This is a genomic window from Flavobacteriales bacterium (assembly GCA_016712535.1).
Lineage (GTDB): Bacteria > Bacteroidota > Bacteroidia > Flavobacteriales_F > PHOS-HE28 > PHOS-HE28.
In genome coordinates this window covers 493,306-519,021 of the sequence record JADJQW010000003.1, presented here as the reverse complement: position 1 = coordinate 519,021, position 25,716 = coordinate 493,306, and the positions used below count along the sequence as shown (strand labels likewise).

Sequence of the window (25,716 nt, the reverse complement as noted above, 5' to 3'; positions counted from 1 at the left end):
CCATGGCCCATTCCGTTCATCGACAGGAGATCATCGAGAAGACCAAGAGATTCCTCAGTGAGGAGTTCGAGGTGGACCCTGACACGATCACGCCCGAGGCACCGTTGAAGGAGACCCTGGCGCTCGATAGCCTCGACTATGTGGACCTTGTGGTGGTGATCGAGGAGAATTTCGGCTTCAAGGTGAAGGGAGAGGACTTCTTGAAGATGACCACCTTCAACGACTTCTTCGACCATATCGAAGCGAACGTGCCCGCGCAGGCGTGAGCTCGCAAAGCGGAACCTGGAAGGGAACAAGTCGCGGCACACCGCTCGGCTATCGGTTCTTCATCCTCGTCCTGCGCACGCTCGGCCCCCGGGTGGCGCATGCCTTCCTATGGCTCGTGGTGCCTTGGTACGCCCTCACTGCACGTGCCAGCAACAAGGCCATCCGCAGCTACTTCCAGCGGCTCCGCGCAATGGGCCATCACGAGCGCCTCACCGTGATCGGATCCTACATGACTTTCGGCAGATCGCTCATCGATCGTGCCGCCATGCGCGCCGGACGTGCCGGCGATTACACCTGGCTAAAGCTCGGAACCGTGCAGCCCTTGAGGGATGCAGGTGCCGGCGTGGTGATCAGCGCGCATGTGGGCAACTGGGAACTCGCGGGCAACCTGCTCGGCCATCAGTCCGAAATGCCTGTGCACGTGCTGATGCAGGATGCCGAGGTAGCGGCCATCGCGCGTGCGCAGGAAAAGGGGCAGGAGAGGCGCGCATTCAATGTGATCGCCATCAAGGACGACTTCTCGCACGTGTACGCTGCGGCCGAGGCCATGCGGTCCGGCGGACTGCTCTGCCTCCACGGCGATCGGTTCCTGCCCGGCGCGCGAACCGTTGCCCGGTCCTTCCTCGGCGCCGATGCGCTCTTCCCGGTGGGACCCTTCGCCCTCGCCCGCTCGCTGCAGGTTCCCGTGACCTATGCCTTCGTGGTGAGCACGGCACCGTTGAGCTACGCCTTCCACGCCACGGCCCCATTGCCAGCAGGCTCTTCCGTCGACACGCTCATCGATGCCTATGTGCAGGCGCTGGAGCAGGTGGTGAACAAGTATCCGCTCCAGTGGTTCAATTATTATGACTTTTGGCGCCATGACACAGGCCCTGGCCAGCGGCGCTGACGCATTGGCGCTGATCCCTCAGAAGTCGCCCTTCGTGCTCGTCGACACCTTGATCGGCGCTGCACCGGCGCGTTACCACAGCGCATTCACCGTGCCGGCAGGCCATGTGCTGCTGCGCGGCTCCGAGCTGAGCGAGGCCGGCTTGATGGAGAATGCTGCGCAGACCGCCGCAATGGGCGTCGGGCATCTCGCCAAGCTCCAAGGCGCACCGCCTCCATTGGGCTTCATTGGCGCCCTCTCGCGCATCGAGGTGCTTGCCCTCCCCTCGGTCGGTGAGCGGATCGAGACGGTGGTTGAACTGCGCCATGAAGTGATGAGCGCACGCGTGCTCGAGGCCACCGTGCAGCGCGGACAGGAGGTCATCGCACGGCTCGAATTGAAGGTCTTCATCATCGACGAGAACGCGACGGCATGATCGAGAGCAGCGCAGAGCGGGCCATCACCTTCGGAGACCTGGACCCGATGGGGATCGTATGGCACGGCAACTACATCCGCTTCATGGAGCTCGGTCGCGAGGCCTTCGGGCGGGCGCACGGCCTCGATTCCATACGGATGTACGATCAAGGCTACTACACCCCCATCGTGCGCGCCACCATCGACCACAAGGCCATGCTCAGCTACGGCGATACCGTGGTCGTCCGCGCATGGATCAAGCCGAGCCCAGCGGCGAAGATCATATTCCAGTACGAGCTCACGCGCAAATCCGATCACGCAGTGGTGGCCACCGCAGAGACCGTGCAGGTCTTCCTCGACCGTGATCGCAAGCTCCTGCTCGATGTGCCTGATTTCTACCGGGCCTGGCAGGAAGAGCATCAGCTCGTGGCCCGATGAGCGCAGCACCCATCTGGATCGGTGCAGCCCATTGCGTGAGCGCGCTCGGGGAAGGACCACGTTCCCATGTGAATCGCATGCGCGATGGCGGAACCGCGTTGCGCACCATCGCCGACCTCACCAGTAAGCCGATGGTCGCGGGCTTGATCCCCGATGAGCTGCTGCCCACCGGCCCGCGGCGCATCCAACGCCTGCTGGACCGCTGCCTGCTCGGCCTGCTGGACGACCTGAAGCCCCGGCCGGATGAACGCTGGCTGCTCGTGGTCGCTACCACCAAAGGCGACATCGCCGCGCTGGAACAGGGTGATGCCGCAGCCAGCGCGCTGCCCCTGCTGGGTGAGCATGCGCGCCAGCGTTGCGGCTTCAGCGCCCAGCCGCTAGTGGTATCGCTCGCCTGCGCCTCAGGAACGGCCGCGCTGATCCTGGCGTGCAGCGCCATCGAGCAGGACCGGTACGACCATGCCATCGTCATCGGCGCCGATGCGCTCAGCCGATTCGTGCTTGAAGGCTTCGCATCGCTATATGCGCTTGATGCGGTGCCCTGCAGGCCCTTCGATGCACAACGGGCGGGCACGACCCTTGGCGAAGCGTGCGCTGCCGTGGCGGTCTCCAGGGATCGGGACCGCATTCCCGGAGTGATCGGCCGCTGGGTGGCAGGCAGCATCGCGCACGATGCCAATCATATCTCGGGCCCATCGCGCACCGGCGAAGGGCTCTTGCGCGCAGTGCAGAGCGCCTTGCGAATAGCCGACCTGCGCCAATCCGATATCGCTGCGGTGAACGCGCATGGCACGGGCACCGTTTACAACGACGCCATGGAATCGATCGCCTTCGAGCGCTGCGGGCTCTCTCATGCTCCGCTGAGCGGCTACAAAGGCTGGTTCGGCCACACGCTCGGGGCGGCGGGGCTCCTGGAAGCGATCATTGCCGTGAAGGCGCTGCGGGAGGGAATCGTGCTGCGCACCTTGGGCCTCAGCGAGCCCGGCGTTCCGGGCCGCGTGAATGCCATCAGCACCGATGCTGCGGTCCCGGGCCGCACGCTGCTGAAGACCTCTTCCGGATTCGGAGGATGCAATGCTGCCGTGATCATCGAAGCTGAATCATGAGCATCCTGGCCAGCACCACGTATCGCGATGGCGCATTCACCTCGGTCGGCGCGCGATTCGAATCTGCGGAAGGCGATGCCGATCAGCGTTTGGCCGCCGCATGGGGTCAATTACGGATCGACTATCCGCGCTTCCACCGCGCTGACCGCCTTTCGCGCTTGCTGCTCTTGAGCGCTGCACCCTTCTTCGAGGCCAACGGCCCTATGGCGGCATGTGATGCCGGAACCATCGGCATGCTGCTCTGCACCTGCACCGGCAGCATGGAGAGCGATGCGCGCTACCAAGCGCTCCTGCACGATGAAGGCGTGGCCAGTCCGGCCCTCTTCGTGCCCACGCTCCCCAGCATCGCCCTCGGCGAGCTCAGCATCCGTCATGGATTGCACGGCAGCGGAGTTTGCCTGATGATGCCAGCGCCTTCAGCGTCCGCCTTGGCGCCGGCCATCGGCATGCTGAAGCAGCAGGGCATGCGCCGCATCGTGTGCGGCTGGGCCGATACCTTCGCCAGCCATGCCCGATCGGCCTTCGCCGCGATTGATGCGGAAACCTGGGCCGATACCCGCTTGAACCAACTCCAATCCCTGTTCGATGAGCACTGAGCCGACAACTGAACTGAAGCAGGACCTGAAAGCGCAAATCATCAAGCACCTGAACCTGCAGGACCGCACCGTGGAGAGCATCGCCGATGACACCCCGCTCTTCGGCGAAGGGCTGGGGCTCGACAGCATCGATGTGCTGGAACTGATCGTGCTGATGGACCGCCAGTACGGCGTGCGCATCAGCGATCCGCAGGAGGGCCGGACCGTGTTCCAGAACGTGACCACGATGGCCGAACACATCTTGGCCAAGCGGTGAACCTACCGGCCATCGGGATCACCGGCGCTGGCGCCGTTTGTGCCATCGGATCGAGCACCGCCGAGATCGCGCATGCGCTCGATGAAGGACGGAGCGGGATCGTGCCGCGGCGGATCCGAGGGTTCCCGGAACTGCATGTCGGCGCCGTTGCGCTGAGCAACCCCGAGATCGCGCAACGCCTGGGATTGGGCGCCGACAGTCCGCGCTCACGCACGGCGTTGCTGGCCATGCTCGCTGCCCGTGAGGCGGTGGGCGAAAGCGCCCAACCGGATACGGCGGTGATCAGCGCGAGCACCGTTGGCGGCATGGACCTCACCGAGGACCTGTTCGACGACTGGCGCAAGGGCCGGATGGAGCAAGCGCGGATAGCCCGGGAGCACCCGGTGAGCGCGCACACGGAAGCCGTGGCCAGCGCCATCGGTTCGCGCGCCTTCCGCACCACCATCAGCACCGCATGCAGCTCATCGGCCAATGCCATCGCCATGGGTGCCCGCTTGCTGCAACAAGGAAGGGCGCGGCGCGTGCTGGCAGGCGGATCCGATCCGCTCTGCCGTTTCACCATGGCCGGATTCCGCGCATTGAGCGCGATGGACCCGCAGCACTGCCGCCCATTCAGCCCTGAGCGCAAGGGCATGAACCTCGGCGAAGGCGCGGCCTACCTGGTGCTCGAGCGCCTCGACGATGCCGTTCGAGAAGGACGCGTGCCTTTGGCCCTGCTCGCTGGCTGGAGCAATCGAAACGATGCGCATCATGCCACGGCCACCTCGCCTGATGGGCACGGCCCCTTTCAAGCCATGCAAGAAGCCATTGCCCGCGCCGGGCTGGAACCAAGCGACATCGACCACATCAACGCCCACGGCACTGGAACCGACAACAACGACGACACCGAACTCCGCGCCATGGAGCGGCTCTTCGGCACGGTGCCGCCCTTCACGAGCACCAAAACGCTCACCGGCCACACGCTCGCAGCGGCTGGTGCGCTCGAAGCCGTGATCGCCCTGCAATGCCTCCGCACGGGTCTGGTGCCAGCCGCCAGCATCGCGCAAGCGCCGATGAACGGTCACACCGCGATGCCCGTAGCCGCGCCGATGCGTGCAGCCCTGAAAGCGATCCTCAGCAGTTCCTTCGGCTTCGGCGGGAATTGCTCCGCACTCGTGATCACAAGGCCCGCATGAGCATCGTCCGCAGCACATCGCGACTGGGCCCCATCGAAGGCGATCCCGCACCGATCCCGGCATCGGCGGCAAGGAGGCTCTCGAGCATCCAGCACGAAGCCTGCCTGCTGTCGCTCGCAGCGCTGCATCGCGCAGGCGTCGCGCGGCCCGATGCCATCGTGGCCAGCACCGCGCTGGGCTGCCTCGATGACACCGAGCGCTTCCTCACCGACCTGCATGACGCAGGCGATGCCCTGCTCTCACCCCTCCCCTTCATGCGATCGACGCACAACACCATGGCGGGCCAACTGGCGCTGATGCTGAAGTGCGATGGCCCGAACATCACGCATGCGCAAGGCTTCGATGGATTCCATGCCTCCTTGGTGGAAGCCGAGATGCTGCTGGACGAACGGCCCGAGTGGAACGTGCTGGTGCTCGCGATCGATGAGCGCACGGCATTGCTGGATCGCCTGGCCCAAGCCCTGCAACCCGGATCCATCGTTGGCGGCGGAGGGGAAGCGTTCCTGCTCACCGGCGCAAGCGACCAAGGCCTTGCCAGGATCACCTGGGCAGAGGGAAGGACGGCGACTCCTTTGCTCCCGGATCCTGCACTCCCCTTCCACGGCTCCATGCTGGCCCAGCGCATGGGCGATGCGATCACCAGCGGATTGCGCTCAACGCTGCGCATCGGTCCGAATGGATCAGGTGCAACCGATCTGCTCCTTTCGCCATGGTGACCCACGCGCGCACCCGATGGCCTTTCCTGGGCCTGCATGCGATCGCGATCGCCGGGCTTGCGCTCGGCTGGTGGGGCGCATGGCCCATCTTGATCACCCTGCTCGCGCACCTGGCCTTGCTCGCATGGGGAAGCGCCACCCCTGGTGCTGGCTTCTTCATCGCGCACGCGCGGTCGTTGCCCGAAGGTCAGCTTGCGCTCACCTACGACGATGGCCCGGCTCCGGACCGCACCCCGGCCTTGCTCGACCTGTTGAAGCGCGAGCAGGTGCAAGCTACCTTCTTCTGCATCGGCGAGCGCGTGGAGCGCGCGCCTGAACTCGCGAAACGCATCGTGGATGAAGGCCATGCCATCGCTGTTCATACCCACCGTCACCCGTGGTGGTGGGGATTCATGCCCGCGTCCATCGCGAGCAAGGAGATCGCGCGTTGCGGAGCGGCCATTGCCAAGGCCACGGGCTCAGCACCTGCGCTCATGCGCCCTCCCTTCGGGGTTACCAGTCCGGCTACGGCCCGTGCCATGCGACGAAGCGGCCTTATGCCTGTTGCATGGGACCTTCGCAGCTTCGACACCATGAGCATCGATGCCGACCTCCTTGCTGCACGGGTGGTGCCGCAGCTGAAGCGGTCCTCGATCGTTCTGATGCACGACACCGCGCCCTCCGCCATCGGGCTCACCCAGGAGCTGATCCGTGAGGCCCGCACGCTTGGCAGGAAGTTCGTAAGGCTCGATGCTGCCATGTTCCAGGTCCGCACGGTCCTCGCTCCCCTCGCCTTCGGTGCCATGTGCACGGGCCTGCTGCCCCAGCTGTCAAGCGCGCAGTCCGTTCCGCAGCCCATCGCTGCGAATGACCCCTTGGTGATGAAGCTGCGTGCCCAGGCCAAAGCCGACGCGAATGTGCAAGCGGCATTCACGCAAGAGAAGCGCATCCAGGGCTTGGCGAAGCCGCTGGCCAGCGAAGGGCGCTTAGCCTTCCAGGCACCGGACAAGCTGCGCTGGCAAGTGAACTCACCAGCTGCCATGACCGTTGTGGTGGCCGGAAAGAGCGTGCGTGTGCAAGAGCAGGGCAAGGAACGGGCAGCGAGCCCGCGTGAGAAGCAGGTATTCACGGGCGTCCAGCGATTGATCGGCGCCCTGCTCACCGGCAGCGCGTTCGCAGAGAGCGGGATGCCGGCGGAGTTCTTCCGCGATGCTGGTGCGCTCCTGGTGGAATTGAAACCGGAGCAGGCCGGCATGAAGAACAGGATCGACCGCATACAGCTGCGCTTCTCCACAGCCACGCTGGCCCTCGATGAGCTCAGCATCCTGCGCCCGAACGGTGATGCCACCATCACGCGCTTCCATGACGCGCAGCGCGACGTACCCTTGCCCACGAGCACCTTCACGCTGCCATGACCGGATCCGAATCGCAAGCGCTCTTCCTCATCGATGACATGCCGGAAGCCGGCCCGAACGGGACCGCGCATGCGCGCGTGCAAGCGGACCATCCCATCCTGCAGGGGCATTTCCCGGGAAGGCCTGTAGTGCCCGGCGTTTGCCTGGTGGATCTCGTGCTGCGCGTTTGCAGCGCGTTGCTGGGAGCTGAGCATCGCATCATCCGCGCGCGGTCGATCAAATTCCTCATGCCCGTCGAGCCGTCCACAGCACCTGAACTGGCCGTGCACGCATCCGTTCTGCACGCCGATGGATCCGTGAAAGCCGAAGCGCGGATCATGGCCGGCGAAACCGTGGCCATGAAGCTCACGGCCGAATTGGCCCCGGCACACTGAAAGACGCGCGCCATGCCGCCCAGGATCGCCGTGGTGATGGCCACTTACAACAATGCCGGCACCTTGGCCGCGGTGATCGCCAGCGTGAAGCGCGTTGCGCCGGGCCCTGTGATCGTGGTGGACGATGGCAGCACGGACAGCACCGAGACGATCCTCCGGGAGGCCCAAGGAATCGAATGCTTGCGCGTGGCGGCGAACAAAGGCAAGGGCCATGCGCTGCGAATCGGCTTCGCTCATGCACGAGCTATCGAATGCTCGCATGCGATCACCATCGATTCCGACGGGCAGCACGATGCGGATGACATCCCTGCCATCGCCGCAGCGATCCTGGAAGAGCCCAAGGCCATGGTGATGGGCGTGCGGAACATGGATCAAGCCAGCGTGCCGGGCCGCAGCTCCTTCGGCAACCGCTTCAGCAACTTCTGGTTCAAGGTGGAAACGGGTCTCACGCTGCGCGACACGCAGACCGGCTTCCGCGGCTGGCCCCTGGCACCGATGGAAAGAATGCGCTGGCTCACGGACCGCTTCGGATTCGAGGTGGAGGCCATCGTGAAGCTTGCATGGCGCGGAACACCATTCGAGCAGGTACCGGTGCGCGTGCGCTACGATTTCCCCGAGCGGGTCTCGCACTTCAAGCCCTTCCTCGACTTCTCGCGCATCAGCGTGCTGAACGCCTGGCTGGTGACCTGCGCGCTCGCTTGGTATTGGCCGAAGCGCTTGATCCTGCAAGGCGGCTTGTGGCGGGCGATCAAGGCCGAAGCGGTGCACCCCGAAGAGAGCTCCATGCGAAAGGCCTGTGCGATCGGCTTCGGCCTCTTCATGGGCATCGTGCCCATCTGGGGCCTGCAACTCCTGGTCGGGATCCCGCTGGCATACCTGTTCCGGCTGAATCGCGTGCTGTTCGTGGCGGCAGCCAACATCAGCATCCCGCCGATGATCCCGGTGATCCTATACGCCAGCTACCGGATGGGCGCGCCCTTCGCAGGGGCCGAAGCCTACCTCCCAGCCAGCCTCGATGACCTTTCCTTGGCCGGGATCCACGAGCATGTCGTGCAATACGCCGTCGGCGCCGTCGTGTTGGCCGCATGCATGGGGGCCATCGGCGTCGCCATCGCCTTCCCGTTACTGCGGATCTTCAGGCAGCGGTGAGCGAGGCGGGCACGGTTAATCCGCGCGCCCCCATTCCTTCCAGGGTAGCCAGGCATCGGAGATATGCCCACGTTTAAGCCCGGCTCGGTATCCGTGGTGCGCACTTTGATCGTGTAACGGGCGTCGCTCTTATCCTTTCCAGCCATGAGCGCCACCTTTCCTTTCGACAGGCGCTCGTTGAGCATTTCCTCGAATCGAGGCTCGTACACGCTGGAGCGAGCCGCTACCCACATCTCAGTCCATGAATCGCCTTTGCCAGCCTCTTTATCGTTGTGCTCCCTCCGCTTCTTCTCCACGTACTTCTCCTCCGTGAACTTGCCTACCACCATGTTCTCATAGCTGTACACGAGCATCACGGCCGATTCATCTGCACGTGCGGAGAAATCACCTTTCCTGAGAATGGCACGCATGGGTGAGGCACCGAATTGGGCGAGGCCCGGAGCAACGGGCATGAGGACCGCGGACGGCGATTGGGAGCGAAGCATGGGTATTTGGGGGGCGCAGTCTATTCGCTTCCTGCCAAGCGTCGCTTCATTCAGAATACGCTGCAAGAGCATTGCCTGCCCGAGGTCCGCGCAGACGATCATCTTTGTCCTCCCTTCGCCATGGCCACCGCTCTTGTCCTACCGGCAACCCCACCAATCGCTCCGGCGTATGAGGCCGCCATGCAACGGCAGCAATACGCGGTGATCGACGTGGAGGTCACCGAAGGGGACCCCACGCGCGGGCGGGTGATGGAGGTGGCGGTGATCGCGCTGGATGGCAGCCGTGAGCGGCTTCGCTGGGACAGCCTGGTGCAACCCCGCGAGCGCGTTCCGTGGTTCACCCGCAAGCTCACAGGCATCGACGATGACCTATTGCGCCATGCACCCTGTTTCCATGAGATCGCCAGCACCTTGGCCACGCTCACGCAGGACCGCATCGTGGTGGCCCATAACGTCCGTTTCGACATGACCGCGCTGCGCCATGAGTTCGCTCGGGTGGGCCTCCCCTACGAGCGGGCCACGGTCTGCACCGAACGCGTGGGCCGTAGGCTGATGCCCGCCCTCGAGCACTACAACCTCACGAGCCTCTGCCGGCATTTGGGCATACACTTCCCGAAAGCCCATCGTGCCTTGGCCGATGCAGAGGCCACAGCGGAACTGCTCAAGCGCATGATCCAGGAATTCGGTTCCGAGGCGGTGCTGGGCGGCTTGTTGCCAGAGCGGTTGGCCAAGCGCGCCTAACCAAGCAGGGCATTGCTCGCCCACAGGACCCACATCACGATCGCGGCGCCGCTGCCGAAGAAGGCGAGTCGCATTCCAAGGCGTGATCGCTTCACGCTCGCGGCCGTGTAGCGCAGCAAGTGCTTCCTGGCCCTGCGCTGCCCCCACCAGCCGAATGCGATGGCATAGAGACCGAGCACCAGCGCAAGTGAACAAAGATGCCCGGCGAACGCCAGCGGAACGCTCAAGGCGCCGAAGACCAGGGTCACCGTCGAGAGCGGAAGCCGCCGTTCATCCTGTTTCATCATTGAATCCCGCGCAAGGCGGCATCGATTGGAAGCACCTGCGGGATCACCAGTTCGTCGCCTGCGTTGCGGATCGCATGCTGCGCGATCGCAGCACGGTCTTCTTCGGTGGCCTGATGGCGCATGCGCGCGCGTACTTGTTCCTCAGTGACGCCGTCGCGCGCCATCACCCGGCGTATCCGCTCCGGCGCCGGGCAGCTTACAGTGATCACCTGATCGAAGCGCTTCCAGCCCTCGTTCTCGGCCAGCAGCGCTGCTTCCATGATCACATAGGGGGCCTCCTGCTCACCGACCCATCGATCGAAATCGGCACGGACGGCCGGATGCACGATAGCGTTCACCGCTTGGCGCGCCTGCTCGTTGTTGAAGATGATGTCCGCCAACGCCGCTCGATCCAATCGGCCATCACGGTATATGCCCTGCCCGAAACGAGCGGTCAGCGCCGATCTCAAGGCCGCATCGGTCTCCATCAGCGCACGCGCTCGCTCATCAGCGTGGTACACGGGTATCCCGAGGACCGCGAAGACCTTGGCCACGGTGCTCTTTCCGCTGCCGATCCCGCCGGTGAGGCCTACGCGTAGCATGGGTCAGTAGCAGGCTGGGGGTTGAAGGTTGACCGGGAGGTTGGGGGTTGCTTCAGCCATTGGTTGATCCTGTACCCAATCCTCAACCTGCGGCAACCTTCATTCAACCCTCAACCCGCATTCAACCTTTAATTCTTCACAGCTTCATTCAATTGCATGGTGCTGTCCATGGCGATGGCGCTCTTCTCGAAGCGGAGCTTCACGTTGTTGTCCACTTCAACGAGGATCGTGGTATCCGCCACCTCCAGCACCTTGCCGTGGATGCCGCCGATGGTGACCACCTTGGCCCCTTTCTGCAGCGCCTCGCGGAATTTCTTGGCGTCCTTGGCCTTCTTCTGCTGGGGGCGGATCATGAAGAACCAGAAGACCACCATGATGAGGCCCATCATGATCCAGAACTGAGGACCGCCGCTGGCACTGGGTTCCGCAGGTGCGGCTTGAAGGAGGATTGAGTGAAGGAGCATCGTTTCGTTGCTTAGGGTTTCGGGTTGGTCTCAGGTCCGAGCACTTCACCGGTGATGGTGAGCACGGTGCTCGCGGGCAGGGCATTGCTCACCACGGTCACGCTCTTGTGCTGCACGCCGCTGCGGCCCTCGCTGTCGAAGGCCACGGTGATCTCCCCGCCTTCGCCGGGAGCGATGGGCTCCTTGGGCCAGTCCTTACCGACGGTGCAGCCGCAGGAGCCGTTCACGGCGGAGATCACCAGCGGGCTGCCGCCGCTATTGGTGAAGGAGAACCGCATCTCCACGCGCTTGCCTTGCACCACCTTGCCCATATCATGCGATGCGCGCTCGAAACTGATGCGCGGGTAGTCCTCTTCATCGAGCTGCTCGTAGCCTGATGCGGGGAAGTTGATGTCGCGCGTGCTCACCTCACCGCGCTCCCCGCTGTCCGTGAGGAAGCAGCCGTTCAGCGCGGGCACAATGGCGACAAGGAGAATGGAGCGGCGCATGGGTTCTCAGCTCTCGAGCAGTCCACGGCCCACTTTGCGGATGCGGCCATCGGCCTTCATCTCGGCGAAGAGCTTGTCGAGCACGCCGTTGATGAAGAGCTTGCTCTTCGGCGTGCTGTAGGCCTTGGCGATCTCGATGTACTCGTTCAAGGTGACCTTCACGGGGATCTGGTCGAAGATGCGTGCCTCGGTGAGGGCCATCTTCATCAGGATCATGTCGGTGTAAGCGATGCGGTCCGTGTCCCAGTTGCTGGCCTTTGCGGCGATGAGCGCTTCGTGCTCGGAATCGAGCACGATGGATTGGCGGAAGAGGTCGTTCACGAAGGCGCGCTCCTCCACGGGATCGTGCGTGAGGCCATTGAGGCATTGATCCCCCCCATCGGCCACGCGCCATTGCTCCAGCACGCGCTTCACGAGGCTAGCCGCCAGATCGAGGTCCTCGAGCCAATAGATGCTGCGGCCCTCGAACACATCCTGGATGGACTCGTTGTTGGCGATCTGCTCGCTCAAGAGCTCCACAGCAAAGGCGCGGTCCTTCGTGAAGTAAGGTGCTGTTTCGGCCATGTAGGCCTTGTAGGCATCGCTCTCCTCCATGGCCTTGAACAGGGCGGTGAAGAGCTCCATGTGACCCACCCAGCTCACCCGGCGCTTCTCGCATTCGAGGCGAAGGCGCTCGCTCTGGGCGATGCCGCGCACGATCACATGCTCCACGAAGCGGCGGCTGGGGTCGAGGTCCGCAGCGGTGGGCAGGTGCTTCTTCTTGCGGTCCTCCATGCGCAGCTCGGCCACATGGCGCAATTCGCCGAAGGCGAGCAGCAGCGCCAGGTAAAGGTCGTGCGTGCGGTCGATGCCCTGATGCAGCTCCTTCTCCACGGCGGCCGTGCTGGCATGCTCGCCCTGACCGTAGGCATACAGTGCTTGATAGACCTTGATGCGGAGATAGCGGCGGTTCAGCATGGGGATGGGAAGCGAGGCTCGGTGTCTGTTATGTCAATCGCTTCTCGTCTACTTCGGCTTCCTGCGATCCGTGCCCTTGCGCCAGCTTGCTCCAACCGGTCAATGCGCTCCGAACCGCCCTTCGGCCCCGCCTACCTTTGGCGCCCGATCCAAAGAGGGCATCGCTGGAAAGGCGGCCAAAAGTAGAAGTTCCCTTCCGCTCCGATGCGACCGCTCCTGAAGCTTAACCCGTACTTCGCCAAGTACCCTTGGCAATTGCTGCTGGGCACGGTGTTCATCGTGCTCAGCAACCTCTTCGCGGTGTACGCCCCGCAAGTGGTTCGCGAGGCCATCGACCTGATCACGGCGGGCTTCGCGCAGCTGCAACTGCCCGCCAACGAGCGCACGCTGGCCGTGCCCGACACCTTGGAGCGGTGGGTCAGCTGGACGGGCATCGGACTGAATGAGCGCGTGCAGCGGCTTGGCGATGGCGGCGAGCTGGCGCGCACCATCGTCTGGCTAGCCGGCTTGCTCGCGCTGCTCTACCTCGCGCTGGCGCTGCTCAAGGGCTTCTTCCTCTTCCTCATGCGGCAAACGATCATCGTGGTGAGCCGCTTGATCGAGTTCGACCTGAAGAACGACGTCTTCGACCACTATCAGCGCCTGGACCGCGCCTTCTACAAGCGCAACAGCACCGGTGACCTCATGAACCGCATCAGCGAGGACGTGGGCAAGGTGCGCATGTACCTCGGACCGGCGGTGATGTACACCATCAACCTGGTGGTGCTCTTCGTGATGTGCATCGGCTTCATGCTGCATGTGAACACCGAGCTCACCCTGTGGACGCTGGCGCCGCTCCCGCTGATGAGCATCGCCATCTACTATGTGAGCGATGTGATCAACCGCAAGAGCGCGCGCGTGCAGGAGCAGCAGAGCCGCTTGAGCACCCTGGCCCAGGAGACCTTCAGCGGGATCCGCGTGCTGAAGGCCTATGCCAAGGAGCCGATGGCAGTGGACCGTTTCCGCGAGGCCGCCAGCGAGTACCGCGCTCGTAGCCTGGAGCAGGCCAAGGTCGATGCGGTATTCATGCCCGCCATCATGCTGCTGATCGGCGTGAGCACCGTGCTCACCATCCTCGTGGGCGGCCTGAAGCTGATCAACGGCGACCCCAGCGTGACCGTGGGCAACATCGCCGAATTCATCATCTACGTGAACATGCTCACGTGGCCCTTCGCCAGCCTCGGGTGGGTCACCTCGCTCATTCAGCAGGCCAGCGCCAGCATGGTGCGCATCGATGAGTTCCTCTCCACCGAACCGGTCATCGCCGATGCGGCCGATGAGCTCCAGGATGTCCACGGCGCCATCACCTTCAAGAAGGTCAGCTTCACCTACCCCGATACGGGAATTGCCGCGCTGCGCGACGTGAGCTTCCACTTGCCCGCCGGAGGAACCCTAGCCGTGGTGGGCCACACCGGCAGCGGCAAGAGCACGCTCGCCGACCTGGTCGCCCGCGCTTATGACCCCACCAGCGGACAGGTGCTCATCGATGGCATCGATGTTCGGCGGATCAAGCTCGCACGCCTGCGGCACCAGCTCGGCTTCGTCCCGCAGGACGTCTTCCTTTTCAGCGACAGCATCCGCAGCAACATCGCCTTTCGCCTGGAACCATCGGCCGATGTGGAGGAACGGGTGGTGCAGGCGGCACGCACCGCGCAGGTGCACAACGACATCATCGGCTTCCCCAAAGGCTATGACACGCTGCTGGGCGAGCGCGGCATCACCCTCAGCGGCGGACAGAAACAGCGCGTGAGCATCGCCCGGGCCATTGCCGCCCGACCGCGCATCCTGCTCTTCGACGACGCATTGAGCGCCGTGGACACCGCCACGGAAGAGGCCATCCTGCGCGAGCTGCGCAGCGTGATGAAGGGCCGCACCACGGTGATCATCAGCCACCGCATCAGCGCCGTGCGCGACGCCGACAATATCCTGGTGCTCGATCACGGGCGCGTGGTGGAGGAAGGCACGCACGCCGAGCTCATCGCCAAGGGCGGCGTATACAATCAATTGCACGAGGAGCAATTGCTGGAGGAGGCAGAGGGGTGAGGAAACCCGATCGCATCATGGACGTCTATCCGTTCGAATGCAGCATTCACTTAGCGGGATCGTGGACAGGCTCTTGTGGCTCCTTCGCTTAGCGGCACTTCCGGGACTATTGGCGTTGGCAAGCGTGGCTCACGGGGCTGATGGCACCGATTCGCCTGGTTCACCGGCGGTCAACCCAGTGCCACTGAAGCGCGGCAGCCGCATGCTGCACCGCTCGCGCTCGAACACCACGCACGACACGCACTACCTGTTCGGCACCTCGGCCATCGCCATGGAAAGCGGACGCGGCTGCTACCAAGTGCATGACGTGCTGCTCCACAGCGCGAGCTTCTCACCGGTGCAAGGCCTGGCCCTCGGTGGCGGGGTGCAAGTGGCCTCGCTCGTGAGCAGTTTGGCCTCTCGCGAGCGTGAACCCCTGTTATTCGCGCGGGCCACCTTCAGCGGGAAGCTCGGTGGCGGTGCGCATTTGGGCGGCTTCGTACTGGCCGCGCGCACCAGCGTGAGCCCATCGGCGCGCGAGCGCAGCACCTTTCCCGTGAGCTTGGGCCTCGGAGGTGCGCAGCTCACCCTCGGCAACGACCGAGCCCACGCGACCATCTCCATCGGCGGGGCCATGGACGACCTCGGCATGAAGGACCGTCCGCTATTCGGCCTGGCCGGGATCGTGCACCTCACCGGCCAGTTCTGCCTGATCACCGAGCATTGGCAATTGCCATTCGGCCCCGACGGCTACCGTGTGCACGGCTATGGCGTTCGCTTCACGCACCGTTCCATGGCCCTCGATGCCGCCTTCGCCGTGAACCGCGAGCTCGCGGACTTCTTCTTCCTAGGCGTGCCGGTGCTGGGGCTCTCGTTGCGCTTGTGATTGGGATCGCAGATGCAGCGCAGGTCCGCAAGGCCGACCACGTCATCCCGTCGTTGATCCTGGAGGGCCGAGGCAGCGTCCGATCACCGGGATCATCTGCTATGGTGCGATTACCTTGCTGGCATGTTCGCCACGCTGATCGGCAATACGCTGTTGCGCATGTTCGATCTGTACCGCGCCTTCCCGCGCCGCCTGCTTGAATTGGGCCTATTCCTGATGATGGCCTCTCTGGCTTTCGGCTTCGTGGCCGGCGGCACGGTGAGCTGGCTCGCTTGGGAACTGCAGCTCATCCCCGAGGCCTATGCCTCGGACTTCCAGTTCTCCATGTTCTTCGGGATGTTCAGTGAACAGCAAGGCACCGTGTGGAGCTTCATGGTGCTGGCCCTCGGTCTCGCAGCGGTGCGGCTCTGGCGCGAAGGCGAAGGGGGCTTCGGCGAACTCTCTTTCACGCAGCTCTGGGCTGGCATCCGCCATCGGAACTGGAGCGTCTTCGGCGTGTGCTGCATTGCGCTGGTGCTCATCAAGGTGGCCCTGTATAATCCGGTCTTCGATATCTCTGGCCTGCGCGACCCTTTCTGGGAGGGCCTTGGAGAAGACATGGGCCCGCGCAAATACCGCTTCATGAAGTGGCTGAATGACCTGATCGCGGAGTTCTTCGCTTGGGCACCTGATGCCATGGTGGTAGCGCTCTTATATGCCGAAGCGGGCAAGCGGTTCATTCGCTCGCAATGGAGGGAAGCGTTCACCGTGCTGATGGCGATGGCATTGTTGACCTGCATCCTGAATGCCGTGCAGCTATCGCTGCTCTCCACCTTGAAGCTGCTCGTGTTCCCGGCCTTCAGCATCCCCTTCGAGGCCTCATTGATTCCGCTGGTGATGCAAGGCGGGCTGATCGTGCTGCTCGGCGGCCTGCTGATGCCCGCGCAATTGCTCTGTTACACGGTGCCCTTTGAGCAATGGGCTGGCAAGGGTCCGAAGCCGGCGCCTGACCCGTTCGATGAAGCCGCATCCACGGCTGAAGGCTGAAGGGCCCGACGTCATCCGGCTGCACCCAGCGGGAAAGCGGCGGATCGCTCAACCTCGCCGACTTTTCCACGTACAGACGGCCCGAATGAACTTGGCCGTTAGATTCGCAACCCTCTGCTTCGGCGCTGGATTGGAACCTCAGCGTCGGTCAACAGGCAGTTGGAACCTGCAAGGAAGAATGAAGCTCAACTGGGCCTTGCTATTGCCGTTGCTCTTGCTGCTGCCAGCGGCTGCACCCGCGCCTGCACCATCTGCTGGTCCCTCAGTGGATGAAGTCCGCGAGCTCTACACGGAGATCGGACTTGAGGGCTGCGTGGCCGAGAGCGCATTCACCAAGGGATTCAGCAGCCTGGCGCGAAGGGCGGCCCGGCCGAAGGTGCTCGCCATCGCCGACATGACCTTGCCCAGCACGGCCAAGCGCCTCTCGATCATCGACCTGGAGAAGAAGGAACTGCTGCTCACCACCTATGTGGCGCATGGTCAGGGGTCGGGCGAATTGACCTGCACCAGCTTCAGCAACCGCCATGGCTCACATGCCACCAGCAAAGGGTTGTATCGCGTTGGCGCCGAGATCATCAGCCCCAAGCATGGCGCCGCGCTGCTGCTGCACGGCCTGGACGCCAACCTCAACTGCCAAGCGCTCGCGCGTGAAGTGATCATGCACGGCGCCGATTACGTGAGCGAGGCCTTCATTGCCGAGCACGGACGCCTGGGCCGGAGCTGGGGATGCCCCGCCGTGAGCCGCACCGACATGCCGCGCATGATCGAATTGCTCGCCGACGGTGGATATCTGTACGTCCACGGCCGCTGAGGCGCGCTGGCCCGGTCTTTTCCTTCGCGGCGGCATCCCGCTGCACATGCGATCACTTCCCGCCTTGGGCATCCTGGCCCTGCTTGCGTCCTGCGCCTCCCCCGTCGCCAGACCCGACATCGCGGAGCAGGCGCAGTCCATCGAGGCCGTGTTCGAGACGCCAGCCGCCTACACGGTCAGGACACTGGATCCGGCGGCCATCGGCGACTTCATCGCGAAGCATCCGGAGCACCTTCATGATTCAATCGGCATCGCGGGCTTCTACAAGCGGCGCGGATACCAGTTCGCCTGGTTCGTGAACGATTCGCTCTCGCAGAGCGCGGCCGCATTCCACAATCTGGTGAGCAGCGCCGATACGGTGTACCGCGAACTCGGCTACGTGCGTGCCCGACTCGATGAACTGATGCTGCGCGGGAAGGTCAATGGCGATCACGACTGCGACAGCTGCATGCAGCACATCGAGCTGGCCCTCACGGCGCAGTTCTTCCGTTTCGCCGACAAGAAGTACGGCGGCACCGTGGGCAAGGACCTGCGCGAGCTCGACTGGTTCATACCGCGCCGCAAGAAGAACTTCGACCGGCTGCTCGACTCGCTCGTGGCCGGCCGCATGGACCTGTCGCCGGTGGAGCCGCTGCATCCGCAGTATGCGCTGCTCAAGTCGCAGTTGAAACGGTACCACGACCTCTCATCCGTGCAATGGCCCGAGCTGAGCCTTGGCGACCGCCGCAAGCTCGAGCCCGGCGATAAGGCGGACTGGGTGCCCGATCTCCGGCAGCGCCTGATGCTGCTCGGCGACTTCATCGCCTCGGGCGACAGCGTGCTGCTCTTCTCACCGGAATACGACAGCCTGCTCGTGGCCGCCGTGAGGCGTTTCCAGGAAAGGCACGGACTGCATCCCGATGGCGTGATCGGCAAGGGCGCGATCGCGCAGCTCAACATTGCACCAGCCGACCGCGCGCGCACGATGCTCGTGAACATGGAGCGGCTCCGCTGGGTGCCCGAGCAGAACGCGCCCGACCTGCTGCTGGTGAACATCCCCGAGTTCCGCCTATACGTGCATGAGGCCGATACCGTGGCATGGAGCATGGTGGTGGTGGTGGGCGCCACGGCCACGCGCACCGTGATCTTCAGCGATTCGCTCAGCACCATCGTCTTCAGCCCCACCTGGACGCCGCCGCCGAGCATCGTCCACGGCGAGATCCTGCCCGCGCTCGCGAAGGACCCGAGCTACCTCAAGAAGAAAGGCATGGAGGTGATCGGCGGTTCAGCGAAGAATCCGATCATCCGGCAGAATCCTGGCGCGGACAACGCGCTGGGCCGGGTGAAGTTCCTCTTCCCCAACAGCTACAGCATCTACTTCCACGACACGCCCAGCAAGAGCTTCTTCGCCCGCGAGAGCCGCGCCTTCAGCCATGGCTGCATCCGGCTCAGCGAGCCGCAGCGCTTCGCTGAATACCTGCTGCGCGGCGATACCACCTGGACCGCGGAAAAGGTGAAGGAAGCCATGCACAGCGGCGAGGAGCAATTCGTGCGCTTGAAGAAGAAGCGCCCTGTGAGCATCGGCTACTTCACGGCCTGGGTCGATCGCCAGGGCCGCTTGCACTTCCGCGATGATGTGTACGGACACGATGCGCGGCTGGCGGAGGAGCTGTTCGCTTTGCCTGCTGCGGAGATCTGAGCTAGGCCTCCTGCATCCGCTTCGCTGCGCGCTTCCGCTCGTTCTCGTCCAATCGGAACTTGCGGATGCGCAGGCTTTGGGGCGTCACCTCCAGCCTGTTGCCTGCCGCCTCCTTAGCAAGGGCATGGATGAGCATCGCATATCCGGACCCAGACCGGATGGCCCAATGCGGGCTGAACGACCCGGTCAACTATCTTGCCCAAGGCCAACGCACACCGTGATCTCCGGCATGGACAGCATCATCCGAACCCTAGGTCGCCTTACTCCAATGACACCGGAACAGGAAGCGGCGCTGAAAGCCGTGCATCCCTTCCTGCGCACGTTGCGAATCAAGAAGGGCGGTTACTTGCATAGCCCCGGCGAAGTACCTGATACGGTTTCGCATGTCGAGAAGGGGATATTCGGACACATGCTGACTGATACCGCAGGCAACGAACGCATCCTGCGATTCTATCAGGAGGGCTCATTCATCGAGGACTGCGGGGCGTTCAATGCACGGAAGCCCATCGAATACGCCGTGCGGGCGCTCGAACCATGCACGGTCTCCTACTTCAAATTGATGGAAGTGGCGCATTTGTATGCAGCGCATCCAAGCTTCGAGAAGCTCGGTCGCTTGATGATGGAAGGGACATCTTCGGCGCACCAGGAGCACCTTTCCATGCTCATGCGCTACAATGCCGTTGAGCGTTATCGCTACATGCTCGAGAATTCGCCGGACCTCACACGGAGGATCTCGGTAACCCACCTGGCCCAGTACCTGGGGATCAATCGGGTGACCTTGAGCAAGCTCAGGGCAAAGTTGGTGGAAAGGAGCGTTTTGTAGCCTAGGCTACGCGCCACCGTCCTGGGGCGTGCGGTCCTTTGGCGCAGGATTCACGCTCCATGAAACAACACATCGATACGCGCATCTTCTGGGGATTGATGACCGGTTCCATTGCCGCGCTGCTATTCGCTTTCGGCGACCTGCTGCTGGCCGAGCAGGGGCTCTTCATGCAGGCCGATAGCCGTCCTGATGAGTTCGCGGCACTTGTGACGAGCGACCACTTCCGGATCTGGGCCATTCGCGGTCTCTTCGGCGTGGTGCTGGAAATGCTCGCGTTCCTATGCTTGTACCTCGCTTTGCGCAATGGGAGATCGGAGCGCCTCGCCTTCTGGGCGCTGGTCTTGTTCCTGGTCCACATCTCAACAGGGCAATCCCTCTTCGCCATCCTTTATTTCATCTTCCCGGGAATCGGCGAGATGCACCTGCAGGGCCTGGATCAGGTAATCGGTCTCGCCCACATGAAGGGTGACCTGCTCGCCTTCATCGTCGGAGGGGGCATCATCTGGGTCCTGGCCAACATCCTTTTCGCCATCGCGATCTGGAGGGATGGGACGCTGCCGAAGGCATCTGGCGTGGTCATCCTCATCGGGTTCCTGCTGATCGATGCGCCAAGCCCAATCGTGCAGTTCATCGCGAACCTGATCTGGGGCGGTGCTTTGCTCTGGATCGCGCTTGCGTACCGCAAGCACTGCTTGGCCCGGTCTTCCTAGCAGAGCATCGCGGCGACCGCCGCATGACTATGCCTCCTGCATCCGCTTCGCCGCGCGCTTGCGCTCGTTCTCGTCCAATAGGATCTTGCGGATGCGCAGGCTCTTGGGCGTCACCTCCAGGTACTCGTCGTCGGCGATGTACTCCATGCACTCCTCGAGGCTGAACTTCACGGCGGGCGCGATGTTGAGCTTCTCATCGGTGCCGCTGGCGCGCATGTTCGTGAGCTTCTTGGTGCGCACCACGTTCACCACGAGCTCCTCGCCGGGCTTGGGGCTCTCGCCGATCACCTGGCCCAGGTAGATCTCATCGCCTGGATCAACGAAGAACTTGCCGCGGTCCTGCAGCTTGTCGATGGCGTAGGCGACCACAGCGCCTTGCTCACCGCTGACGATGCAGCCGGGGCGCGGCGCGGCAATGGAGCCTTTGTGCGGCTCGTAGCCGGCGAAGCGGTGAGCGATGATGGCCTCGCCCTCGGTGGCGGTGAGCAGCGCGTTGCGCAGGCCGATGATGCCGCGCGCGGGGATCTTGAACTCCAGCACGGTGCGGTCGCTCTTCTGCTCGATGTTGAGGATCTCACCCTTGCGGCGGGTCACATGATCGATCACGCGGCTGCTGAATTGATCGGGCACCTGCACGGTGAGGAACTCGATCGGCTCGTGGCGCTCGCCATCGATCTCCTTGTAAAGCACCTGCGGCTGACCGAGCTGGAACTCGTAGCCCTCGCGGCGCATGGTCTCCACCAGGATGCTCAGGTGCAGGATGCCGCGGCCGAAGACCAGCAGGCGGTCCGGGCTGTCGGTCTCCTGAAGGCGCATGGCCAGGTTCTTCTCGATCTCCTTGAAGAGGCGGTCGCGCACGTGGCGGCTGGTGACGAACTGGCCCTCCTTGCCGAAGAAGGGCGAGTTGTTGATGGTGAAGAGCATGCTCATGGTGGGTTCGTCCACCTTGAACTTGGGCAGGCCCTCGGGGTTCTCTGCGTCGGCCACGGTATCTCCGATATCGAAGTTCTCGAGGCCCATCACCGCCACGATCTCTCCGCAGCCCACCTCCTGCTTCACCTTCTCCTTTCCGAGGCCTTCGAAGACCATGAGCTCCTTCACTTGGCCTTTCTTCACCGTGCCATCGTTCTTCATCAGCGTGATCGGTTGGCCGGGCTTGATGCTGCCGCGCGTGATGCGGCCCACGGCGATACGGCCTTGGAAGCTGCTGTAGTCGAGGCTGGTGATGCGCATCTGCAAGGTGCCTTCCACCGCTTTGGGCGCGGGCACGTGCTCCAGGATCACATCCAACAGGTGGCTCACATCCTCCGTGGGGGTCTTCCAATCGGGTCCCATCCAGCCTTGCTTGCTGCTGCCGTAGACCGTGGGGAAGTTGAGTTGTTCCTCGCTCGCATCAAGAGCGAACATGAGGTCGAATACGGCCTCGTGCACCTCCTCCGGCGTGCAGTTCGGCTTGTCCACCTTGTTGATCACGACGACAGGCTTCAGGCCAAGTTCAATGGCCTTGCCCAGCACGAAGCGTGTTTGCGGCATGGGACCCTCGAAGGCATCCACCAGCAGGATCACGCCGTCGGCCATGTTGAGCACGCGCTCCACCTCGCCGCCGAAATCGCTGTGGCCAGGGGTATCGATGATGTTGATCTTGACGCCCTTATATCGCACGCTCACGTTCTTGGCCAGAATGGTGATGCCGCGCTCACGCTCCAGGTCGTTGTTGTCGAGGAGCAGGTCCTTCACCTCCTCGTTCACGCGGAACAGCTGGCATTGGTGCAGGATCTTGTCGACCAGCGTGGTCTTTCCGTGGTCGACGTGGGCGATGATGGCGATGTTGCGGAGCTCTTTCATGGGAAGGGCCTCGGAAAAGGCGCGCGAATGTAGGACTTTGCGAGGTGCGGAGCACGCGGCGGCCAGAGCGCGCGAGGGCGGCGCAGTGGGCATTAGGAGGAATTGGCGTGCAATCGTTCAGGCTGCTCTCATTGGAACAGCCAGAGCATGAGAATGGCGAGGAGGAGCATCAGGGGTGCTCCAACTACCCAGAGTCGCGTTTCCGCATCATGGTATCCGCGGGAGTCATTCAACCACTCCCAATACCTCCCCAACAGCTCCTTTATCCTCCGCATGGGGAATAAGCTACCGCTTCGTCACCTCCGCCTTGAACTTGGCGATGGCGTTGCGCGTGAACTCCGAGAGCACCAACCGCCCGCTGATCCTGGCGCGCTCGATCAGCAATGCATCCCAATCCTCGGTGCCCTTCCACATCACCTGCTTGATATCGGCCATGGCCTCTGGGCTGTATGCCGAAAGCTCCTTGGCGTGCGCAGCGATCCGCGCATCCAGCACCTCCATCGTCGCGAAGACCTCCGCGTAGATGCCATGCTGCTCGCACCATTGGGCGCTCCGTCGCGTGGCGGGCGTGGCGCTGAGCAGGCCGAAATGACCGGCACCCACTTTCCGCTCCACTGCGGGCCCGACAACGAATGGGCCGATGCCCACGGCGAGCTCGCTGAGGCGCGCACTGGCACTGCTGTGCGCATAGGCGATGTCCACCGCACAAGCCAGGCCCACGCCGCCGCCCACGCAATGGCTGTGGATGCGGCCGATGACGAAGACCGGTGCGGTGCGGATGGCATTGATCACGTGCGCGAAGCCGCTGAAGAACTCCAGTCCGCGTGCTTCATCCTCAATGGCCACGAGCTCATCGAAGCTGGCGCCGGCGCAGAAGGCCTTGTCGCCGTCGCTGCGCAGGATGATGACGCGCGTGGCGGCATCCTTCCCTGCGCTGGTGATCGCATCGGCGATGCCGCGCAGGATGTGGCCGGGCAGGCTGTTGCTCTTCGGGTGGTGGAAGGTGACCGTGGCGATGCCGCCTTCGGTGGTGGAATTGACGTAGCCGTCGCTCATGCCGCGAAGATGCGGAGCCGCGTTCATGATCCCCCCATCCACTCCTTGAAGGCCCGCGCCTTCTCCCGGCTGACCATGATCTCTTCCGGCGCGGGTGGCCTCAATTCCACCTTCAGCTTGCCGTTGAAGTGCTGATGCACCATTTGGATGCAAGCGATGCAAGCGATGCACTGGCGGTTGAGTCGGAAGAACCGCGCGGGATCGAGTTGCTGCTCGATATCATCGAGCGGCTGATCGAGCAGGTGGCGCTTGCCGTCGCGGGTGCGCAGCTCCGTGCTGCCATCAGTGCTCAAGAACCAGGCGATATCGCTGGTGGGCACGGACAGCAGCTTGCTGCCAAGCTTGATGAGGAACCGGTCGCGGTAGCGCGGCGAACGGTTATCGATAGCGGACAGCAGACGCTCGATATCAGGCGAAGGGGCGACGGCTGCAGTGCGTGTGAGCGCGCGGAACTTTTCCATGCTGCGCGCCAGATCGGCTTCTTCGATAGGCTTCAGCAGGTAGTCGATGCCGTTGGTGCGGAAGGCCTCAAGCATGTACGCATCATAAGCCGTGGTGAAGATGATCGGGCAGGGCGGCGGCGCTTGCCGGTAGATCTCGAAGCTCAACCCATCGCTCAGTTGGATGTCGCTGAAGATGAGGTCTGGCGAGGGGTTGCCGATGAGCCAGCGCACGGCGGCCTCGATGCTGTCGAGCACTTCGAGCACTTCCACCTCGCCATGGTGCTGGGCGAGCAGGTTGCTCAGCCTGCGGTAGGCCGGCGCCTCGTCCTCGATGATGAGCGCTTTCAGCTTCATGCGCTGTGCACCGCACGTCCGCTCAGTTCCAGCAAGGGCAGGGCCACCAGGAAATGCTCGCGCGTCTCGATCACATCCACCGGACGGTCGCTCAGGATCGCATAGCGCTGCTTCACGTTGCTGAGCCCGGTGCCGGTGCCGTCGATGGTGCCTTGCCGGCGGCGCAGGTTGTTGCGCACAACGAGTGTGCGGCCTTGCTCCACATGGATGTCCACCGTGAGCGGATGCGCGGTGGACGCCACGTTGTGCTTGAGCGCGTTCTCCAGGAGCAACTGCAGGGTGAGCGGCGCCACGAGCAAGGTGCGATGCTCCTTCGCCACGTCCACGCGGATGCGAAGGCTTTCCTCGAAGCGCACCTTCATCAGGTGGATGTACGCCTCGGTGAAATCGAGCTCAGTGCCCAAATCCACCACCTCCTTCTCCTTGTGTTGCAGGATGTACCGATACACATGGCCGAGCGCCTTGGTGAACTTCACCGCCTGCAAGGGATCCTCGGGGATGAGAGCGACGAGCGTATTCAAGCTGTTGAAGAGGAAGTGCGGCGATACCTGATTGCGCAGGATGTCGAGCTCAGCGCGCAGCTGCCGGCTCTTCAGCGCTTCCGCCTCGATGGCCTGCCGCTTCCACATGGCGAAGAAGTAACCTGCTTCGTACAGGGTGCCGATAAGGGCTGTGGTGCCGAAGCATTTGATCAGGTTGAGCTTCCACTCACCATTCATGTAGGCGTTCTCCTGGATGCCTGCCGCATCGAGCACGGTGCAGGCCAGGTAGTCGATGCCGATGATGTAGGCGGTGGTGCTGAGCGCCGTCAGTGAGATGCGCCGGCCGGTGCGCTCGAATCCTGGGAAGCGCTTGCGGAAGGCCGTGATGATCATGTAGCAGCCCTGCCAGATGAGGCCGGTGATGATCACCGTGATCAAGAAGTCGAGCGCGTTCAACGGCTGGTCGTGGAAGAGCGTGCCTAGCGCGAGCGCCACCAGCGGGATGCCGATGATGCGCGGCCAGGGCTCTTGCAGCAGGTTGAAGCGGGTCATCGCTGACGAAAGTACCGGTAAGACACCGGGCCGATGGCGCTTGTTCGGGCTGAAGCGACTCCACGCTGAGATGAAGCGTCGGTTCCGGGGATTGAGCCGCAAGCCGCTTCGAGGCGGACGAGGAAAGCGTTCCAACCGGCTCATCGGCTGCTTCAACAAGCACTTGCCACGGCCCATCAAACGCGTGGTGGCGTGGCTTCCCGGGCCGCTCCAGTTTCGCCGCCGCAACCAAC

29 protein-coding genes are annotated in these 25,716 nt (G+C 63.5%); 20 read left to right on the top strand and 9 right to left on the bottom strand.

Annotated elements, in window-relative coordinates; genetic code table 11:
* Positions 1-2: 2 nt before the first annotated feature.
* From IPK70_12520 to IPK70_12460, 13 genes are all read left to right on the top strand, one after another.
* Positions 3-266 carry an acyl carrier protein gene (locus tag IPK70_12520; protein MBK8227981.1) on the top strand — a complete coding sequence of 88 codons (264 nt, stop codon included), beginning with the start codon at positions 3-5 and terminating at the stop codon, positions 264-266.
* On the top strand, positions 263-1,156 hold the full coding sequence (locus tag IPK70_12515) for a lysophospholipid acyltransferase family protein (protein ID MBK8227980.1): 894 nt from the start codon (positions 263-265) through the stop codon (positions 1,154-1,156). The genes IPK70_12520 and IPK70_12515 overlap by 4 nt, the downstream gene beginning before the upstream one ends.
* Positions 1,128-1,571, top strand: coding sequence for a hypothetical protein (locus IPK70_12510; GenBank protein ID MBK8227979.1), 444 nt, complete (start codon positions 1,128-1,130; stop codon positions 1,569-1,571). Before IPK70_12515 ends, IPK70_12510 begins: the two co-directional genes overlap by 29 nt.
* Positions 1,568-1,987, top strand: coding sequence for an acyl-CoA thioesterase (locus tag IPK70_12505; GenBank protein MBK8227978.1), 420 nt, complete (start codon positions 1,568-1,570; stop codon positions 1,985-1,987). Before IPK70_12510 ends, IPK70_12505 begins: the two co-directional genes overlap by 4 nt.
* Positions 1,984-3,093 (top strand): beta-ketoacyl synthase, encoded by a 1,110-nt coding sequence (locus IPK70_12500; GenBank protein ID MBK8227977.1) that lies wholly within the window; start codon positions 1,984-1,986, stop codon positions 3,091-3,093. Before IPK70_12505 ends, IPK70_12500 begins: the two co-directional genes overlap by 4 nt.
* Complete coding sequence (locus IPK70_12495) at positions 3,090-3,689, top strand: hypothetical protein (protein MBK8227976.1); 600 nt, start codon at positions 3,090-3,092, stop codon at positions 3,687-3,689. Before IPK70_12500 ends, IPK70_12495 begins: the two co-directional genes overlap by 4 nt.
* Positions 3,679-3,945: an acyl carrier protein gene (locus IPK70_12490; protein ID MBK8227975.1), complete on the top strand. Its 267-nt coding sequence runs from the start codon at positions 3,679-3,681 to the stop codon at positions 3,943-3,945. Before IPK70_12495 ends, IPK70_12490 begins: the two co-directional genes overlap by 11 nt.
* A complete protein-coding gene (locus IPK70_12485) occupies positions 3,942-5,120 on the top strand; it encodes a beta-ketoacyl-[acyl-carrier-protein] synthase family protein (GenBank protein MBK8227974.1) in 1,179 nt (392 codons plus the stop codon). The genes IPK70_12490 and IPK70_12485 overlap by 4 nt, the downstream gene beginning before the upstream one ends.
* Positions 5,117-5,836 (top strand): beta-ketoacyl synthase chain length factor, encoded by a 720-nt coding sequence (locus tag IPK70_12480; protein ID MBK8227973.1) that lies wholly within the window; start codon positions 5,117-5,119, stop codon positions 5,834-5,836. The genes IPK70_12485 and IPK70_12480 overlap by 4 nt, the downstream gene beginning before the upstream one ends.
* On the top strand, positions 5,830-7,230 hold the full coding sequence (locus IPK70_12475) for a polysaccharide deacetylase family protein (GenBank protein MBK8227972.1): 1,401 nt from the start codon (positions 5,830-5,832) through the stop codon (positions 7,228-7,230). The genes IPK70_12480 and IPK70_12475 overlap by 7 nt, the downstream gene beginning before the upstream one ends.
* Positions 7,227-7,604, top strand: a complete 378-nt coding sequence (locus tag IPK70_12470) for a hypothetical protein (protein MBK8227971.1) — start codon at positions 7,227-7,229, stop codon at positions 7,602-7,604. Before IPK70_12475 ends, IPK70_12470 begins: the two co-directional genes overlap by 4 nt.
* A gap of 12 nt (positions 7,605-7,616) precedes the next feature.
* Complete coding sequence (locus tag IPK70_12465; protein MBK8227970.1) at positions 7,617-8,753, top strand: DUF2062 domain-containing protein; 1,137 nt, start codon at positions 7,617-7,619, stop codon at positions 8,751-8,753.
* A 605-nt stretch (positions 8,754-9,358) separates the two neighbouring features.
* Positions 9,359-9,979, top strand: coding sequence for a 3'-5' exonuclease (locus IPK70_12460; protein MBK8227969.1), 621 nt, complete (start codon positions 9,359-9,361; stop codon positions 9,977-9,979).
* Here the strand turns inward: IPK70_12460 and IPK70_12455 are convergent.
* The 5 genes from IPK70_12455 to IPK70_12435 all read right to left on the bottom strand — a co-directional run bounded on the left by IPK70_12455 (position 9,976) and on the right by IPK70_12435 (position 12,756).
* The gene (locus IPK70_12455; GenBank protein MBK8227968.1) at positions 9,976-10,266 is read right to left on the bottom strand and encodes a hypothetical protein; all 291 of its coding nucleotides are present in this window, start codon (positions 10,264-10,266) and stop codon (positions 9,976-9,978) included. The genes IPK70_12460 and IPK70_12455 overlap by 4 nt on opposite strands.
* Entirely contained in the window at positions 10,263-10,847 is a 585-nt protein-coding gene (locus IPK70_12450) for a dephospho-CoA kinase (GenBank protein MBK8227967.1), read from the bottom strand. The genes IPK70_12455 and IPK70_12450 overlap by 4 nt, the downstream gene beginning before the upstream one ends.
* A 128-nt stretch (positions 10,848-10,975) precedes the next feature.
* The gene (gene yajC / locus IPK70_12445) at positions 10,976-11,311 is read right to left on the bottom strand and encodes a preprotein translocase subunit YajC (protein ID MBK8227966.1); all 336 of its coding nucleotides are present in this window, start codon (positions 11,309-11,311) and stop codon (positions 10,976-10,978) included.
* Between the two features lie 11 nt (positions 11,312-11,322).
* On the bottom strand, positions 11,323-11,799 hold the full coding sequence (locus IPK70_12440) for a DUF1573 domain-containing protein (protein ID MBK8227965.1): 477 nt from the start codon (positions 11,797-11,799) through the stop codon (positions 11,323-11,325).
* A gap of 6 nt (positions 11,800-11,805) precedes the next feature.
* Positions 11,806-12,756, bottom strand: coding sequence for a transcription antitermination protein NusB (locus IPK70_12435; protein ID MBK8227964.1), 951 nt, complete (start codon positions 12,754-12,756; stop codon positions 11,806-11,808).
* A gap of 204 nt (positions 12,757-12,960) precedes the next feature.
* On the opposite strand from IPK70_12435, the gene IPK70_12430 reads away from it, so the two are divergent.
* The 7 genes from IPK70_12430 (at position 12,961) to IPK70_12400 (ending at position 20,751) form a co-directional block, all read left to right on the top strand.
* A complete protein-coding gene (locus IPK70_12430; protein MBK8227963.1) occupies positions 12,961-14,838 on the top strand; it encodes an ABC transporter ATP-binding protein in 1,878 nt (625 codons plus the stop codon).
* 37 nt (positions 14,839-14,875) lie between these two features.
* Positions 14,876-15,703, top strand: coding sequence for a hypothetical protein (locus tag IPK70_12425; GenBank protein MBK8227962.1), 828 nt, complete (start codon positions 14,876-14,878; stop codon positions 15,701-15,703).
* Between the two features lie 123 nt (positions 15,704-15,826).
* On the top strand, positions 15,827-16,729 hold the full coding sequence (locus IPK70_12420) for a hypothetical protein (GenBank protein ID MBK8227961.1): 903 nt from the start codon (positions 15,827-15,829) through the stop codon (positions 16,727-16,729).
* Positions 16,730-16,907: 178 nt separating this feature from the next.
* On the top strand, positions 16,908-17,540 hold the full coding sequence (locus IPK70_12415; GenBank protein MBK8227960.1) for a murein L,D-transpeptidase catalytic domain family protein: 633 nt from the start codon (positions 16,908-16,910) through the stop codon (positions 17,538-17,540).
* Between the two features lie 46 nt (positions 17,541-17,586).
* On the top strand, positions 17,587-19,218 hold the full coding sequence (locus IPK70_12410) for a L,D-transpeptidase family protein (GenBank protein ID MBK8227959.1): 1,632 nt from the start codon (positions 17,587-17,589) through the stop codon (positions 19,216-19,218).
* A 229-nt stretch (positions 19,219-19,447) separates the two neighbouring features.
* Positions 19,448-20,041, top strand: a complete 594-nt coding sequence (locus IPK70_12405) for a Crp/Fnr family transcriptional regulator (GenBank protein ID MBK8227958.1) — start codon at positions 19,448-19,450, stop codon at positions 20,039-20,041.
* Positions 20,042-20,100: 59 nt separating this feature from the next.
* Entirely contained in the window at positions 20,101-20,751 is a 651-nt protein-coding gene (locus tag IPK70_12400) for a hypothetical protein (GenBank protein MBK8227957.1), read from the top strand.
* Between the two features lie 27 nt (positions 20,752-20,778).
* Here the strand turns inward: IPK70_12400 and typA are convergent, their stop codons facing one another.
* The 4 genes from typA to IPK70_12380 all read right to left on the bottom strand — a co-directional run bounded on the left by typA (position 20,779) and on the right by IPK70_12380 (position 25,483).
* Complete coding sequence (gene typA, locus IPK70_12395) at positions 20,779-22,596, bottom strand: translational GTPase TypA (GenBank protein MBK8227956.1); 1,818 nt, start codon at positions 22,594-22,596, stop codon at positions 20,779-20,781.
* Positions 22,597-22,881: 285 nt separating this feature from the next.
* Positions 22,882-23,652, bottom strand: a complete 771-nt coding sequence (locus IPK70_12390; GenBank protein MBK8227955.1) for an enoyl-CoA hydratase/isomerase family protein — start codon at positions 23,650-23,652, stop codon at positions 22,882-22,884.
* Positions 23,653-23,675: 23 nt separating this feature from the next.
* Entirely contained in the window at positions 23,676-24,443 is a 768-nt protein-coding gene (locus tag IPK70_12385; protein ID MBK8227954.1) for a response regulator transcription factor, read from the bottom strand.
* 2 nt (positions 24,444-24,445) lie between these two features.
* The gene (locus tag IPK70_12380; protein ID MBK8227953.1) at positions 24,446-25,483 is read right to left on the bottom strand and encodes a histidine kinase; all 1,038 of its coding nucleotides are present in this window, start codon (positions 25,481-25,483) and stop codon (positions 24,446-24,448) included.
* Positions 25,484-25,716 lie beyond the last annotated feature (233 nt).

Bases quoted from the DNA above. Each gene is read 5' to 3' on its own strand.
- IPK70_12475 (MBK8227972.1), top strand. From the start codon at position 5,830: ATGGTGACCCACGCGCGCACCCGATGGCCTTTCCTGGGCCTGCATGCG.
- IPK70_12460 (MBK8227969.1), top strand. From the start codon at position 9,359: ATGGCCACCGCTCTTGTCCTACCGGCAACCCCACCAATCGCTCCGGCG.
- IPK70_12490 (MBK8227975.1), top strand. From the start codon at position 3,679: ATGAGCACTGAGCCGACAACTGAACTGAAGCAGGACCTGAAAGCGCAA.
- IPK70_12500 (MBK8227977.1), top strand. From the start codon at position 1,984: ATGAGCGCAGCACCCATCTGGATCGGTGCAGCCCATTGCGTGAGCGCG.
- IPK70_12450 (MBK8227967.1), bottom strand. From the start codon at position 10,847: ATGCTACGCGTAGGCCTCACCGGCGGGATCGGCAGCGGAAAGAGCACC.
- IPK70_12415 (MBK8227960.1), top strand. From the start codon at position 16,908: ATGAAGCTCAACTGGGCCTTGCTATTGCCGTTGCTCTTGCTGCTGCCA.
- IPK70_12520 (MBK8227981.1), top strand. From the start codon at position 3: ATGGCCCATTCCGTTCATCGACAGGAGATCATCGAGAAGACCAAGAGA.
- IPK70_12470 (MBK8227971.1), top strand. From the start codon at position 7,227: ATGACCGGATCCGAATCGCAAGCGCTCTTCCTCATCGATGACATGCCG.
- IPK70_12480 (MBK8227973.1), top strand. From the start codon at position 5,117: ATGAGCATCGTCCGCAGCACATCGCGACTGGGCCCCATCGAAGGCGAT.
- IPK70_12390 (MBK8227955.1), bottom strand. From the start codon at position 23,652: ATGAGCGACGGCTACGTCAATTCCACCACCGAAGGCGGCATCGCCACG.
- IPK70_12505 (MBK8227978.1), top strand. From the start codon at position 1,568: ATGATCGAGAGCAGCGCAGAGCGGGCCATCACCTTCGGAGACCTGGAC.
- IPK70_12510 (MBK8227979.1), top strand. From the start codon at position 1,128: ATGACACAGGCCCTGGCCAGCGGCGCTGACGCATTGGCGCTGATCCCT.
- IPK70_12425 (MBK8227962.1), top strand. From the start codon at position 14,876: ATGCAGCATTCACTTAGCGGGATCGTGGACAGGCTCTTGTGGCTCCTT.
- IPK70_12380 (MBK8227953.1), bottom strand. From the start codon at position 25,483: ATGACCCGCTTCAACCTGCTGCAAGAGCCCTGGCCGCGCATCATCGGC.
- IPK70_12405 (MBK8227958.1), top strand. From the start codon at position 19,448: ATGGACAGCATCATCCGAACCCTAGGTCGCCTTACTCCAATGACACCG.
- IPK70_12435 (MBK8227964.1), bottom strand. From the start codon at position 12,756: ATGCTGAACCGCCGCTATCTCCGCATCAAGGTCTATCAAGCACTGTAT.
- IPK70_12430 (MBK8227963.1), top strand. From the start codon at position 12,961: ATGCGACCGCTCCTGAAGCTTAACCCGTACTTCGCCAAGTACCCTTGG.
- IPK70_12420 (MBK8227961.1), top strand. From the start codon at position 15,827: ATGTTCGCCACGCTGATCGGCAATACGCTGTTGCGCATGTTCGATCTG.
- typA (MBK8227956.1), bottom strand. From the start codon at position 22,596: ATGAAAGAGCTCCGCAACATCGCCATCATCGCCCACGTCGACCACGGA.
- IPK70_12440 (MBK8227965.1), bottom strand. From the start codon at position 11,799: ATGCGCCGCTCCATTCTCCTTGTCGCCATTGTGCCCGCGCTGAACGGC.
- IPK70_12495 (MBK8227976.1), top strand. From the start codon at position 3,090: ATGAGCATCCTGGCCAGCACCACGTATCGCGATGGCGCATTCACCTCG.
- IPK70_12465 (MBK8227970.1), top strand. From the start codon at position 7,617: ATGCCGCCCAGGATCGCCGTGGTGATGGCCACTTACAACAATGCCGGC.
- IPK70_12410 (MBK8227959.1), top strand. From the start codon at position 17,587: ATGCGATCACTTCCCGCCTTGGGCATCCTGGCCCTGCTTGCGTCCTGC.
- IPK70_12455 (MBK8227968.1), bottom strand. From the start codon at position 10,266: ATGATGAAACAGGATGAACGGCGGCTTCCGCTCTCGACGGTGACCCTG.
- IPK70_12400 (MBK8227957.1), top strand. From the start codon at position 20,101: ATGAAACAACACATCGATACGCGCATCTTCTGGGGATTGATGACCGGT.
- yajC (MBK8227966.1), bottom strand. From the start codon at position 11,311: ATGCTCCTTCACTCAATCCTCCTTCAAGCCGCACCTGCGGAACCCAGT.